Source organism: Rhodohalobacter sp. 8-1 (assembly GCF_038150125.1).
Taxonomy (GTDB): domain Bacteria; phylum Bacteroidota; class Rhodothermia; order Balneolales; family Balneolaceae; genus SW132.
The window spans coordinates 1-15171 of record NZ_JBBVMF010000034.1 but is presented as its reverse complement, the minus strand read 5'-3'; the positions used below and the strand labels follow the sequence as shown (position 1 = coordinate 15171).

At 38.5% G+C, this 15171-nt stretch carries 8 protein-coding genes; 7 read left to right on the top strand and 1 reads right to left on the bottom strand.

The window, feature by feature from the left end; all coding sequences use genetic code 11:
* Positions 1-56: 56 nt before the first annotated feature.
* The 6 genes from AABW11_RS19420 (at position 57) to AABW11_RS19395 (ending at position 9358) form a co-directional block, all read left to right on the top strand.
* Positions 57-1115: an ornithine cyclodeaminase family protein gene (locus AABW11_RS19420; RefSeq protein WP_340106998.1), complete on the top strand. Its 1059-nt coding sequence runs from the start codon at positions 57-59 to the stop codon at positions 1113-1115.
* Positions 1112-2263, top strand: a complete 1152-nt coding sequence (locus AABW11_RS19415; protein ID WP_340106997.1) for an acyl-CoA dehydrogenase family protein — start codon at positions 1112-1114, stop codon at positions 2261-2263. Before AABW11_RS19420 ends, AABW11_RS19415 begins: the two co-directional genes overlap by 4 nt.
* On the top strand, positions 2264-3835 hold the full coding sequence (locus AABW11_RS19410) for an amino acid adenylation domain-containing protein (RefSeq protein WP_340106996.1): 1572 nt from the start codon (positions 2264-2266) through the stop codon (positions 3833-3835).
* Entirely contained in the window at positions 3819-4055 is a 237-nt protein-coding gene (locus tag AABW11_RS19405) for an acyl carrier protein (protein WP_340106995.1), read from the top strand. Before AABW11_RS19410 ends, AABW11_RS19405 begins: the two co-directional genes overlap by 17 nt.
* Positions 4052-8077, top strand: coding sequence for an amino acid adenylation domain-containing protein (locus tag AABW11_RS19400; RefSeq protein WP_340106994.1), 4026 nt, complete (start codon positions 4052-4054; stop codon positions 8075-8077). The genes AABW11_RS19405 and AABW11_RS19400 overlap by 4 nt, the downstream gene beginning before the upstream one ends.
* 480 nt (positions 8078-8557) lie before the next feature.
* Positions 8558-9358 (top strand): class I SAM-dependent methyltransferase, encoded by an 801-nt coding sequence (locus tag AABW11_RS19395; protein WP_340106993.1) that lies wholly within the window; start codon positions 8558-8560, stop codon positions 9356-9358.
* Between the two features lie 420 nt (positions 9359-9778).
* Here AABW11_RS19395 and AABW11_RS19390 read toward each other — a convergent pair whose 3' ends face one another.
* A complete protein-coding gene (locus AABW11_RS19390; RefSeq protein ID WP_340106992.1) occupies positions 9779-10897 on the bottom strand; it encodes a hypothetical protein in 1119 nt (372 codons plus the stop codon).
* A gap of 745 nt (positions 10898-11642) precedes the next feature.
* On the opposite strand from AABW11_RS19390, the gene AABW11_RS19385 reads away from it, so the two are divergent.
* Positions 11643-13937: a GumC family protein gene (locus tag AABW11_RS19385; RefSeq protein ID WP_340106991.1), complete on the top strand. Its 2295-nt coding sequence runs from the start codon at positions 11643-11645 to the stop codon at positions 13935-13937.
* Positions 13938-15171 lie beyond the last annotated feature (1234 nt).

Here is a 15171-nt window from a genome sequence, read left to right as displayed (position 1 = left end):
AAAACGGATTTGCCTTTCAGGACAGTTAATTACTTTTAACTAATGATATCATTAAGATGCCTCGAACTTTACTGCTTAAAGAGAAAGATCTTCAAAAGTTGATTTACACTGTTGGTATTGATGAAATTATGGATCTGCTCATCCATAGATTGGAAGAGGAAATTCGAAACTATGATCATATCAAGTTAAAAATTCCCGTTCGTTCAGGCTTTAATTACAAATTACCTGACCCGGGTTTAGTGGAGTGGATGCCCATTTACCAATCAGGCTCAGATATCGTTATAAAACTGGTAGGCTATCATCCTAATAATCCCGCAAAATATCAACTCCCAACCATTGCGTCTACGATTTCCTCCTATAATACGTCTAAAGGTTATTTACAAGGCCTTATGGATGGTGTTTTACCCACGGCATTAAGAACAGGTGCGGTATCTGCTGTGGCGACAAAATATTTAGCTCATTCATCCAGTGGCATCTTAGGTCTCATTGGGTGTGGAGCACAGTCTGTAACACAAATCCACGCGATTTCAAGGGTACTGCCAATTGAAAAGGTGTTGATTTTTGATATTGATTCGAATTCTCAAGCAACTTTTAAAGATCGGGTAGAATTCCTGAACATAAATTGCCAAATCATAGATTCTTCCATTCAAGAAATTGTGAAGGAATGTGATGTGATTTGCAGCCAAACTTCAATAGGAATAGGAGAGGGTCCCTTATTTCAAGATTTGATAACAAAAAGTCATTTACATATTAATGCAGTAGGCTCGGATTTTCCCGGCAAAGTGGAATTGCCTGTCGATTTATTGAAAGATGCATTTGTTTGTCCAGACTTTCTGGAACAAGCTCTGCAAGAAGGCGAGTGTCAGCAGCTACTGAAAGGTTTTATTGGTCCTGAGCTGTATCAAGTCGTACAATATCCTTTACAATATGAAACGTTTAGAAATCAGGTTTCGGTTTTTGATTCCACCGGATGGGCATTAGAAGATATGGTTGTTTTTAACTTGTTTATGGATTTAGCAAAAAAACACGATGTCGGAGAGTATATGCAGATTGAGTATGTACCTGAAGATGCAAAAAACCCCTATGAATTTTTAAAGGTTGAGGTACAGGGATGAATTTTGACTTTCCTTTAGAGTATTTAGAATATCAGAAGAAAGTAAAAGAATTTGCACAAAATCATTTAAATGATAATGTACAACAACGTGACCGAGAAAGCGTTTTTGCTGAAGATTTATGGCTGAAATGTGCTGATTTTGGCATTCAGGGGTTAGCTGCACCAGCTAAATATGGAGGTAGTTTTGAAAAAGTTGATTTACAGAGAGCAGTTTTAGCTTTGATTGGGCTGGGTTATGGTTGCTTAGACAATGGTCTGGGGTTAGCCTTAAATGCCCATATGTGGTCTGTAATGATGACAATCACAGAATTTGGAACCAACGCGCAAAAAGAAAAATACTTGCCCAAATTGAGCAATGGTTCCTGGATTGGTTGTCACTCTTTGTCGGAAGAGGCCTCCGGTTCTGATGTGTTCAATATGCAAACTACAGCTACAAGAGAAGGTGATTATTATGTTTTAAATGGAAAAAAAGTTTGGGTGACTTTGGCTCCCAACGCAAGTATAGCCATTGTTTTTGCCCTTACGAACCCGAAAGTGGGAAAATGGGGTGTTTCTGTATTTATTGTGGAGAGCAGCATGGAGGGATATGAAGCCTCAGAAAACCAAGAAAAAATGGGAATGCGTACTGCATCATTTGGCACAATCACGTTTAACGATTGTAAAGTACCTATCGAAAATAGGATTGGAGCAGAAGGGGCAGGAATGAGCATTTCAAATTATTCTCTTGAATACGACCGGTGCTTTATTTTGGCTTCTGTTATTGGAGCGATGGAACGGCAAATTGAGGGTGCTGTTGCTTATGCTAAAGAACGTAAGCAATTTGGTAAATCTATAGCTGAGTTTCAGGCAGTGAGTCATCGAATTGCGGAAATGAAATTACGCCTTGAAACATCAAAATTATTACTCTACAAACTATCCTGGTTGAAAGATAAGGGAGAAACTGCACCCATGGATTCAGCTCTGCTGAAATTACTGTTGAGTGAATCTGCTGTTTCAAATAGTATGGATCTTATCCGCATATTTGGAGCAAAAGGATATGTAACCGAGTTTGGAATTGAAAGAAACCTCAGAGATGTAGTGGGGTCCGTAATTTTGGCGGGTACTTCTGATATTCAAAAAAATATCATTGCAAGAATGCTTGAATTGTAAATGATCTATACAATTAGTCAAATACTCTCTCAATCGGCTCATAGAGTGCCAGACAACACAGCTTTTCAATCTGGAAGTGAGTCAATTACTTTTTCGGAGGCTGATCAAAGGACAAATCAAATTGCACATTTTTTAATAAACAACGATTTAAAAAAGGGTGATCGAGTAGGTGTTTTTCTTAACCGCAATGTAAAAAGTGCATTAGCTGTTCATGGTATTCTTAAGGCTGGCGGTGTATTTGTACCTATTGACATGGATGCTCCGGTTGAGCGAATACAGTTTATTCTTGATGATTGTAAAATTAAACATATCATTAGTGAGGAAAGTCTTGCAAATAAATTAAAGCCTGTCCTGGATTCAATTTCCACAGAAGTAGTAATCTTAGGTGTTCATTTACCTAACACGTCTCACTCTTTTTTCAAATGGGAAAGCTTGAATAAAGTTCAAAATCACTTACCTGATATTAAAATCCTGGGAAGTGATTTGGCCTATATCATGTACACATCCGGTACTACAGGCTTTCCTAAAGGGATCATGCATACACATTACAGTGGACTCAGCTATGCAAAACTAAGCAAAGCTTTGTATAACATTTCTGAATCCGATGTTGTTGTTAACCATTCTCCGCTTCATTTTGACATGAGCACGTTGGGATATTTCACTGCGCCTCTGGCAGGAGCCAAGTGTATTATTTTAGGAAAACAATATTCAGTATTTCCTGCAAGTTTGAGCCAGTTGATTGAGCAAGAAAAAATTACTGTCTGGTATTCTGTTCCGTTGGTTTTACAACAACTTTTAGAAAGAGGTGATCTGCATAACAGAGACTTTTCTTCTCTGCGATGGATTTTATTTGGGGGTGAGCCTTTTCCAGTTCATCAATTGAATCAATTCATGGATCACTGCTCTAATGCCCATTTTTCTAATGTCTACGGGCCGGCAGAAGTAAATCAATGCACGTTTTATAACCAAAAGGGAGAAGAAAAAAAATACGAATCGGTACCACTGGGTAAAGTTTGGAATGACACTGATCATTTAATTTTAGATGAAAATAGTGTAGAAGTAAAAAAAGGAGATGTAGGTGAATTGATGATCCATTCATCCACAATGATGGTTGGCTACTGGAATAACCAAGAACTCACTAAAAAGTCAATTCTTGAAATTGATAGCGCATCGGGTGTAAAAAAAAAGTATTACAAAACCGGAGATCTTGTAAAAGAGGATAAGGATGGCATACTACACTTTATGGGGCGCAAAGACAGGCAAATAAAAACAAGAGGCTACAGGGTAGAATTAAATGAGATTGAGGAAACAATTTTAAGGTATGATGACGCAAAGCAGGTTGCATGTTACAGTTATAAACTCAAAGGCGTTAATGAAATCTTTGCATCTGTGGTTTTACGATCGGGAGCATTGCTTGACGATTTAGAGCAGAAAATTCAAAAGTCACTTCCGAAATACTCAATTCCAAAGTTAATTTTAGAAACTCAGAAGCTTCCCAGGACATCGGCCGGTAAGGTAGACTACAAGAAGCTAACGCAAAACATACGTACAATTTATGATTCAAAGAATTAAAGCATACATTCTATCTGATATTGCAAGTGATGCAGACCTATCCATTTCGAATGATGATGATTTGCTTGGCTCAGGCATCGTCGATTCAATGGGAATAATGAAGTTGGTTGCTTTTATAGAAGATGAAGCCGATGTAAAAATCCCGCCTGGGGAGATAGTTATTGAAAACTTTATCAACCTGAATGCAATTGAACAATATTTAAAGACAAAGCAAGATTGACGAATATAAGATCGACACTTACTTCACAGCAATTATTGATCTGGTTAGGGCAAAAGATGCAGCCAGATCTCCCGATTTATAATGTAGCGTTCAAGTTTGCATTTCATCAACAACTGGATGCAACTCATTTTAATGTGGCATTTAATAAACTATTGCAGGCTCATCAATCATTGAGAACTGTTTTTGTTGAACAACAGGAGAAGCCGGTCCAGTATGTGAAGGATTATCAGCCAGAAACTCTGGAGGTGATTGATATAGAAAAATTTTCTGAAGCTGAAATCCAACATTTGTTGGAAAACCGTATCCAGCAAAAATTTGATTTGGGAAAAAAATGCTTTGACTCTGTCTTGTTACAAGGGAAGGATGAAAGTATTTGGTTTTTTAATATCCACCATATAATTACTGATGCCTGGTCCTTTACGTTATACTTTAATGACTTAAAGTCCTTTTATTTTGATAAAAAGGCCGTAAACAAAACAGTACAGTTTGAAGATTATATAACATTTGAGAATAAGCTGGATAATGAAAAATCGGTAAAGCATTGGGAGAAAAAATCAGAACCATCAAAAAAAATTGAGTTATTCCCGTTGCAGCCTGGCAAAGTAAGCACCTGCACAAGAGAGCATATCGATTTAGGAGAAAGTCTTACCAAAAGACTCTCAACACTTGCAGAACACCAAGACTTTAAAAGCTTAACTAAAGAGCTGACATTGTATCAGCTGTTTATGACCGCACTCTTCTCTGTCGTTTATAAAATTTCTTCTAATAGTGAATTGAGAATCGGTACTCCTTTGCACAGCAGAGTGAAACCAGAGTTCAAAAAGACGACAGGCTTATTTCTGGATTTTTTTCCGGTTAACATCAATGTTGAAAAAAAGGAGAGTTTTCAAACACTTCATAAGAAAGTGCAGGGTAAGGTCTTCGATTTACTGAAATATGCAAAACCAGGCGCCACTAATGCTAAAATAAGGAGTGGCTTTGATATTGTACTGAATTATGCTAATCAGTCTTTTGGAACTTTCAACGATATTGAATTCCATTCAAAATGGTTGAGTAATGGATATATTGATCAAACGGATCAGGTTCGCGTACAAATTCATGATTTTGATGGAACAGGTAAGTTTCATCTGTGTATCGATTTTAATGATCAATATTTTTCGACCAAAAACCGAAATGATTTCATCACATACCTCAATGCTATTTTAGATGAGCTCACTCTTGATCCTTTACAGGATCTGAATGAGCTTCGTTTAACTCAAAACACTGAAAACCTTCTTTCTTATTCCTTTAATCCAATCGAAGGAAATGTGTTGGATGATTTTCTTCATCAGTCAGATACTCACCCGGATAGGATTGCACTTCAACAGGGCGGCTTGCAATGTTCGTATAAAGAGTTATTTCAAAAAGCTTCTCGTGTAGCTGCTTATTTACAGTCCATAGGAGTTAAGCCCAAAGAGAAAATTGTTCTCCATTTGCCGAGAAGCATAGACTATGTTGCAGCCCTTTTTGGTGTACTATTTAATAATAACTGTGCAGTCCCAATCCCAATTTCTTCACCTGTAAAAAGAGTAGAGTACATAAAGGATAATACAAATGCAGCCTTCAGTATTGATTCAGGAACTATTCAAGATATCAGAGGTCAGAATTTATCAGGTTTTAACCTGCAGCAAATAAGTTCAAATGATTCAATGTATGTGATATACACGTCGGGCAGTACAGGCAAACCAAAAGGAGTAGAAATTAGTCATCATTCATTTGCGAATTATATCTTTTGGGCGAATGATGATTATTTGAATAAGCAGCCGGTAAATTCACCACTGTTTACATCTATCGGATTTGATTTAACCCTTACGTCATTGTTCCTGCCACTGATTTCAGGTGGCACTTGCACAATTTATCCTGAAAAGGAGAAGGAAGATATTGTTGATTTAAAAACTGTTTTTAACAATCAGAACCTAAACTTGATTAAGGCAACTCCTACCCATTTACAGTTAGTGAAAAACAGTCTGTTGCCTAATTCAAGCCTGAAAGTTCTCATTGTGGGTGGAGAACCGTTTTCAGCGGTACTGGCCACGGAGTTTCAGGAACATTATGGTCAGGACTTAGACATTTATAATGAATATGGCCCTACAGAAGCTACAGTAGGATGTATAATCCACCAATTTAATAAGGCGAGAGATGTTAGTTCTGAAGTTCCAATCGGTAAGCCGATCAGTAACATGCATGCCGTTTTATTGAACACTGAATTACAACCTGTATTGCCAAATACCATAGGAGAAATCTATTTGTTGGGTGACGGTGTTGCTAAAGGATATCTGGAAAATGATTTGCTTACCCGGGAAAAGTTTATTTCACATGAGGAATTTCCAAATCAAAGATTATATAAAACAGGCGATTTCGCTCGAATCAACGAACAGGGTAATTTTGAGTTTTTAGGCAGAAAAGATGACCAGGTTAAACTCAACGGCTATCGAATAGAACTTGGGGAGATAGAAGCAGCAGTTGCTAAACTCACCGAATCTAACCAAACAGTAGCAATGGTTTGGGATAACGAAATTCGAAACAGAACTGATAACCTATTCTATTGTACGTCATGTGGTTTACCATCAAATTATCCATCTATTACCTATAATGAGGATGGTGTATGCTCTTTGTGCCAAAATTTTGATGACTATCAGGCGCAAGTGGCACATTATTTCCGCAGCCAGAATGATCTTAAGGAATTGATTGAGGGTCGAAAGCGAAGCAATAGCGAGTATGACTGCATGATGCTTCTCAGTGGTGGTAAAGACAGTACATATGCCTTAGCGAAGTTGAAAGAATTGGGATTTCGTGTATTGGCCTACAACTTTGATAATGGATTCATTTCAGAGGAGGCACTGGATAATGCACGCAAAATTTGTAATGATCTGAATGTGGACTTATTAATTGATTCCACTGATGCTATGAACGAAATTTTTGTGGATAGCCTACAGCGCCACAGTAATGTTTGCAATGGTTGTTTTAAAGCAATTTATACATTGAGTACACATGTAGCTTTGAAGAAAAATATTCCTGTAATTGTGACGGGCTTATCAAGAGGTCAGTTTTTTGAAACCAGGCTAAGCGAAGAACTATTCAAGAGTAATACAAGTGTTGAGAATATTGATGAAATCATTTTAGAAGCTCGTAAAGAATACCATCGGATAAATGATGCAGTTTCAGAGCATCTTGACGTTTCCATTTTTGAGACTGATGAGGTGTTTGAACAGGTTGAATTCGTGGACTTTTATCGCTTTTGTGACAGCAGTTTGGCAGAAATGTATAAATATCTTGATCAAACGTTAGGATGGAAACGACCCACTGATACCGGAAGAAGCACAAACTGCCTCATTAATCAATTAGGGATTTATGTCCATAAAAAAAAGGAAGGCTACAGTAATTATGCGTTTCCTTATAGCTGGGATGTGAGAATTGGGCATAAAACCAGAAAGGAATCAATTGAGGAAATCAATGAAGAAATTGATGAAGAGGAAGTGTATAAAATGATGGATGAAATAGGGTACAACTTTGATCCGTCACTTTTATCAAAGGGTATTGTTGTCTACTACACTGGAAACCGTATAGATGACGAAAAAATACAAAATGAACTTGCAAGATTATTACCTGCCTATATGATTCCAAATCGTTTTATTCATATGGAAGAAATACCTGTAACACAGAATGGAAAGGCAGATAAAGCAAAACTTCCTGATCCCAACTCACAATTTTATAATAATAACAGAAATACATACCAGGCACCAAGAAATGACATAGAGGTATTGATTTCACAAATTTGGCAAGATGTCCTCCAAATTAAAGAAATTGGCGTATTTGATAGCTTTTTGGCGCTCGGAGGTAATTCGCTGGCCGCCATTCGGATAACCTCCCGAATGGAAGAACAGCTTGGTTTAGAAATTCCTTTGCGTGAACTGTTTGAGCATCCAACCATTGCAGGGTATAGCGATTCAATTGCCATTATCCTTCAATCGAATCTCGATTAATCATAAGTGGTTTAATTCCCCGACCCTCTGGGTCGGAAAGAGATAAAAGCCCCCCTTTGAAGGGGGAAACTATCCCGACGGCTGTCGGGAGAGCTGGGGGATGACTATCTTAGCTTCGAGGTGCCCTGAACTTTGGTTCTTGAAACATAGATGATCATCCCCCATTGCCCCCTTCAAAGGGGGACACTCCAGAATAAACTCTATATTGAGAAAAAGCTATAGGTTCTTAGTTGATACCTCGCGGGCTCTGGCCCGAGGTAGTTCATTGGCAAAATCATGAGTAGTTGTTTCGAATTTAGAGATTCCGCTCTTTCTTCTTTTTTGGAATCTTAAAAAGACTGGAAGATGCCGGATACAAAAATGCACGTTCTTCACTTAAAAAAAGTGTAAAGAAATATACGCCTTCATTTCACTTTTCGAATCTGTAAAATCGTCAAGTACTTAAGAATACCAATCAGGTTAACTGGCTAAGTAAGAACTATGAAAAGACTAAAAAGAACAGAAGCATATGACGTTTCATTAGACATTAAAGATGATCATTTCATTAACCCCCCAAAAGAAACACAGCGCAATGCCGTGGTAAACAGGGCGCTCAAGGAATTTTGTGCAGATCTAAATGCGCTAAATGAACAATCTAAAAATTTTGTCCCCGGAGAAACATCAGCGAATGACTTTGTTGGTTTTACAGATCGTGAACAGGCGCTTTTATCTGATCAAGAGATTATGGAAGATTGGCAAATTCCTTTGATGGAAGCTATGGCAAAAGCCATAACAAGAGGAGGAGGTGATATTCTGGAGGTCGGTTTTGGTCGAGGTGTTTCAGCAGACATGATTCAAAAATACTCAATTGATTCACACACTATAATTGAATGTAACGATAATGTTATTGATGAATATTTTAATTCATGGAAAGCAACGTACACGGATAAAGATATTCGATTGGTTCATGGGCTATGGCAAGATACCATAGATGATTTGGGACGATATGACGGTATTTTATTCCATACATATCCATTAAATGAAGACGAGTATATGGAATACGTAAATGCCAGCATAACCTTTGCGGAACATTTTTTTAGTTACGCATCAGAACATTTAAAACCTGGAGGCTCTTTTACGTATTTTTCAAACGAAATACAGTCCTTAAGCAGAGAGCATCAACACCTGTTATTGAAGTATTTTTCTTCTTTTAATGTGAGCGTAGTATCATTGAAAATACCGCAAAATGTTAAGGACACTTGGTGGGCAGATTCAATGGTGGTTATTGAAGCAGTGAAATGATATCAGATAATTTTTAATTTTTAAACCGAGATGTTATTCGCCTGTATTAATAGCCTTATACTCTCTTTGTATCCATAACGACCGACGACCTACCATAAAAATCTTTTTTTAGCCTTTTGATTAAGTAATCCGGTATCAGTCTAAGGAAATTATAATCAAATCAAGGTTCTGATATAGATATAGAGGGTTTGTAGGATAATTTGACAACAGTGATAGTGATTATCTTATTCTGTTTTAAAGATTTACTCAGATAGTACTTTTAAAATGAAATGTTAGTCAAAAATACCAGCTAATCATAAATTTTATGGCAAACATATATAGCTGTTTCTCATGTTAATAAGGATAATTGTTACATTTTCAGATCGTCATTAAAATCTTAACGATGTGAATTATGGAATAATTCCAGATGAAACCCCGGGCTTAGTTATTACCTACGTGAGCGGAAATGTAAATACTTCCTGTACATCCGTAGCTAGAGATATCTATTTCAAACGTTTCATCAGTGAAATTCGCAGTTTCGTCAAAGTTTTCCGGATATGGAAAATGTGCAGGTGGCTGTCCTGCTAAATCATTAATATCTGTTCTATTACAACCGACCCAAAAATGCGGGTCATTGAACAGATAGGGTAGACCGTCATTTGAGATATTCAGTGTAAGGATATCATTGTTGTCTGTCACCGTCAGTGCGCCCGCCTTTTCGCCGCCGCTGTCGTACGGTGAGCAGGTCTCATCGCCGGCACCAACGAGATAATCGTGTTTTTGGGGCCCGCCATCCAGTACGTACTCAAAAACCCAGCCCCAACGGGTGATTTCAATAGCAGTGTTACATTCAAAACTGCCCTCGGAATCATCGCCAAATGCGAACATGGTTCCGCCCGCCACGGTAAAGACCGTTTGATCTTCCGTTGCATTTTCAACAACCACTGCATAAACCTGAGTGAATTCAGAGGTATATTCAAACGTATTCACTCCTTCTTTAACTGTATTATAAACATCCTGAACGATCTCTATATCAAATAGTGGCTGATCACCGCTTCTCAATCTACCGGGTAGCTCTTCGATACTGAGTTTTTCGAGATCAAACTCTGGAAAGTCCCTGAGCATCCAGATTACAACTTGCTCTTCGCGATAAGTCATAGATGGATTTTCCGTTCTCATCTTGCTTCTTATATTCAAAAAATAGTTAATCGGTTTAAAGGTTTTATCACCAAATGTAGATAAAAGAGGCATTTCTTCGTAAACGCCATTATTGGAGTTGATTGGTTTATCCCAGGCAATACACCACCCTTCATTTTCCCCGTTTGTTATAACATTGTTGAAGTCAATGTTACTTAATTCCAGGGTGAAAAAACTGTTCCTGGAATCACCCTTGTTAACTATTACGGTGGAGTTGTGAGCACCGTCAATAACTGATAGTTCGGGAATCACATCGAGCGTTTCATTAATCTCGACTCCTGTGTAATCATTACAGGAGACCAAAAATCCGAAGACTCCCCACATTATAAATACCCCTAAAGCTGTATACTTGTTTTTTTCCATTATATGATATCTCCTGTATAAAAGTTTTTTAATAAATCAGAAACTGCCTCCGCATGGTTATATACAATTATACATATAGGGGCCGCTTGATAGAAATTAAACTTTTTTAATTCTTAGTGGTTTAATCATAAGTGGTTGATATTTCCGATTCTCTATGTCGGAAAAGATAGAAGTCTAACGCCAGCTGGCGGAGCGGAAGCGACTCCGACAGTGGTCGGGAGAGCCGGGGCATAATATCTTAGTTTCGAGATGCCCTGAACTTGTTTCTGAAACATAACTGATCATCCCCCATTGCCTTCCGCCAGCCGGCTGAGAGACGCTCCAAAATAAACTTCATATTGACCAAAAAAACTGTAGGTTCTAAGTTGATTGCTCCGGGCTCTGCCCTGAAGTAGTCTATTTTAGTCGTATTTATACTGAAAAAAAATAGCTCGGGTATCCCTGATAAAAAAGGGGAGGTTCAGCACCGTTTTTATGATAGGAGTGTTATAAAAAAATAATGACCGGGAGTTAACTTCAGTATTTAGTTATCATTAATTTGATAGAAATTTAAATGATTGAGTTACCCGAAAGGATTTCTGTAAAAAATCTCTTTTTCTTTTACCCTGAACTTTATTCAGGGTGAGTGACTAAATAATTAAGATTAATGACTAATAGTAATCAACGGTTTCCATTAAAAGATTTTGACCGCAAAAACAGCCATAATGGATGGCATGAGGAAGAAATGAGTGAATTAAACAATCGAATGAAAAGACCACATCAGGAAGATCTAATAGATTTAAAGGCTTTGATCTCTTTAATAAAGCGAAGAAAATGGATTATCATATTATCAGTTTTAATGATAACCGGTAGCGCTTATTACATAGCATTTGAGTATCTGATGCCCGTTTATGAAAGTTCCAGCACAATAGAATTGTTTCAGGAACGGAATAATTTCCCCGGTGACAATGAGGGTATAAACCTTGTTTTGTCTATGTACAATCAGGATTCGAACCAATCACTGGAAAGTGAAATTTATAACTTTAGGTCCTCTGAAGTTACAGAAGTGGTGGCGGAACAAATCAAATCGTTTAAATATCAGCCGGACGGTAAAATCTATCCAATACTGTGGAAAGAGTATCCTGTTGATTCAACTTTAGTAGACCTGCGAACACTGGCGTCCCGAATTAGCCGGAAAATAAATATTGAACCTGTTGAACGAGGAGCAAACTTCTTAAAAGTCAGCATACAAAGCCATTCCCCCTATGAGTCGGCAAGGCTTACAAATTTGATTGTTAACCGGTACCTGGAATGGTCAGATTCCAAAAAACGAGCTTCAGCAAGTTCAGCTCTCACATTTTTAGAAAATGAGAAGCAAAGAGTAGAAGATGAGTTGAATACAGCAGAGAATCAATTGGGGGCATTCATGAATGAGGAAGAACTCATTCAACTGGAGGCGCAAGCAACTGCCAGTGTAAATGCTCTATCCGATTTAATAGCTGAAAAAGAAGCCAAACAGATAGAACTGCAGGCCGTGAATTCTGCAATCGGGAACTATGAAGCCCGCATAGAGGCGATACGTCCGGGATTAGCAAAACAATATTCAGAAGCTATTGGCCCAACTATTTCAAGATATCAGCAAGAGCTGGCGGAGCTGACAACACGCCGGTTTATTATACTTTCCAATAATCCCGGGCTGAGAGAAAATCAAAATTCGGAACCGGAACTTCGCAGAATCAACAGGCAGATAGCAGATCTGCAAGAGGAAATTGAAAGACTTACAGAAAATTTGATTAGTATAAACCCTGATTCATCAGGCTTTGCAGGTGGAGGGGATGGCAACCTCACCCAGGAAATTGGCAATATTCAAAGTAGCCTCATACAGTTACGCATACAAAGAAATCAACTTGAGACTCAGGTAGTCGCCCTGGATCAAAGGATTAATAACATCCGTCTTTTTCTGGACGATGTACCAGAGAACAGGATCCAGTTGGCCAGACTTCAGCGCATGATAACTACCCACGAAGAGATGTTCAGAGCCCTGTCAACACAGTATGCAGAGGTTGTATTGTGGGAACAGGCACTAAGCAGTGTAGGTAATGTTGTTAATTCGGCAGCCGTGCCAGCTAACCCGATCAAACCTGTAAAAGAGATATGGTTATTGGCAGGATTCTTTGCGGGCTTGGTTTTACCGGTCGGTCTCTTTAGCGTAACGGAAAAGTTAAACTCACGAATTCAAAGCATAGAAGATCTGAAGAGTAAGCCTTTTCCGCTATTATCTGTGATTTATGACCACAAAAAAGTCAAACGTGAACACAAAAAGAAGCAAAAGAAAGAAAAATCAACAGAGAAAAAAATTCCGGAAGACCTGATTGTTGCATTTGATGATGTTTCACCCAATACTGAGAGCTACCGGAGGCTGGTAAACAATACAATTTATATGGATCCGGAGAAGTCGAATAAAATTTTTATGGTTACGAGTCCCGGCCAAGGTGAGGGAAAAACAACAACTGCAGGGAATATGGGTGCTGCATATGCTGAACTGGGTATGAAGGTTTTGATTATTGATTGTGATATGCGTCGTCCAAGCCTGAATAAATTTTTCAATGAACCCGCTTCGCCCGGTATAACAGAAATTTTATTCGATAAACAGAAAGTGACAGATTGTATTCGTTCTACTGTTGTACAGGATCTTTTTATTTTGACAACAGGGAAAAGGGTGCCTAAACCGGCATCGGTTTTAGGAAGTACAAAATTGCGCGAACTGATTAATCATGTTAAAATTCACTTCGATATTATAATTTTAGATACAACCCCCTATGGAATAATTTCTGATCTTGCACCCTTGATTAAAATTACAGACGGGATCATACTTGTCAGTCGATTTGCAGTTACCAAAAAATTTGCACTCGACCACACAATTGAACAGATCCAAAAAACCCGTGGCAAAATTAACGGCCTGGTTTTGAATGCTTATAACTCAAAAAAGAGCCAGGATACGAGAGAAACTCATCAGCTGTATGATTATGTTTATAGAGAGTATTATGATTATATGAATTAAAAAAAAATTGACTTACGGAAATTCATGAAGGTGACTTTTAGTGCTAAAAAAGGGTGCTTGTACCTTATTGGAATGAAAAAGAATATCAAGCATTTTGGGAATTATTATTACCACCAGTTTACCGCCTGGCTGATCAAAGTTACACAAAGCAGATAAAAAGCTGCGAGATGAACAATGTCTATCACTATTTACGGAAATATATTTATAGTCACTCCATCGCCACGTTGCGGAACTTATGTTAGCTTTTCAAAAAAGGAAATAAAGCCCGAAAGTCTTTGCCATATTATGCAGATTGAAATCTATGTCGGGCCGGTTTCCTGAACTGAGAATCCCAATTATAAAACGTGTCTCCTGACTTCCGCACTGGGACACCCGTTTAAGAGGTAACTGTAACTATCATAGAAAGCTGATGGGCAGACTATATTTCTACGATTACCAATGACAGATTTGTCTGACCCATCCCCCGGCCCCTCCCAGTCGGTTGCCGGACAAGCTCCTATGCCGCAAATACACGACCTATGGAAGTGGAGCGCTTCACAAAGTTCACAAATCATTGACATCTGTCAGCCTTCATATGGTTTTGTCTCCGTTTTTTTTTAGAAAATTAGGGGCTACCGATGACAGTTTGTAAAAGTGCATTATCTCATTAAAATTAGTACCAATGGTTCTTGTCTTGATACTTTCCCCGAGGGGGCAGGTGGACCGTCAAAAGTATCCATGCCGAAGGCATCCCGATAGGAAAAACTCTCGGCTATGATTGCTTCCGGGCATGCTTTGCCCGCGCGGTTACACAACATCAATGGCTCCCGGGGGGAGCCGATGTTGCGATTTTTCCCGCGCTTTGATGCAAACCATGCCACTCCTCCACCAATCAAGGCCGAATGGACTGCATGCTTAGACATTATTTTATCAGTTATACTCAGCGCAGAAACTATCTGTCACCTTTTAAATAGTCTTGCCCCGCTCAGCTACGTTAAAAATTCGTAGAGCAGGCTTTTGGGCAAAATTAGGGGCTACCAGTGACAGTTTTATTGATAGAGGAAAATCCCCTCTCAGAGAGGGGAAATGGAATTGAAAACTGCGGAGCGCAGATTTTCAAACCGAGGGGTGTGTTGAAATGGCCTGGAATTGGAGTATGCCTACAATTATTTCATGGCCGGACACCTCAGTCCTAACTCAACTTCCGCAAACGTGTAAATAGATGTTGTGAGTGAGGGTTGTAGTTGCTACATTA